General features: G+C 48.8%; 1 protein-coding gene. It reads left to right on the top strand.

Annotation, left to right across the window (positions count from 1 at the left end; all coding sequences use genetic code 11):
• A partial coding sequence (locus tag RYX56_RS23830) for a (2Fe-2S)-binding protein (RefSeq protein ID WP_317124317.1) occupies positions 1 to 254 on the top strand: 254 nt, incomplete at both ends.

Below are 254 nucleotides of genomic sequence, written 5' to 3'. Positions count from 1 at the left end.
AAGCCCGGCTGTCTAAATGGGGACTGCGGGGCCTGCACCGTAAATGTGGATGGGTGGCCGATGAAGTCGTGCTTAATGCTTGCAGTTGAAGCGGTTGGGAAAAAGGTGACAACGATTGAAGGTTTGCATGATTCACCGATCCAACAAGCCTTTGTTAAGGAGTTCGCCTTTCAGTGCGGCTATTGTACACCGGGATTTATCATGAACTGTCATTCTTTACTTGAGCAGCATCCCGATGCTGATGACCAAACTAT

It is taken from the genome of Alkalihalophilus lindianensis (genome assembly GCF_032843265.1).
In the GTDB taxonomy this organism is placed as follows: Bacteria; Bacillota; Bacilli; order Bacillales; family Bacillaceae_D; genus Alkalihalophilus; species Alkalihalophilus lindianensis.
Note: the sequence above shows the minus strand (reverse complement) of the source record. Positions and strands in the feature narration are given on the sequence as shown.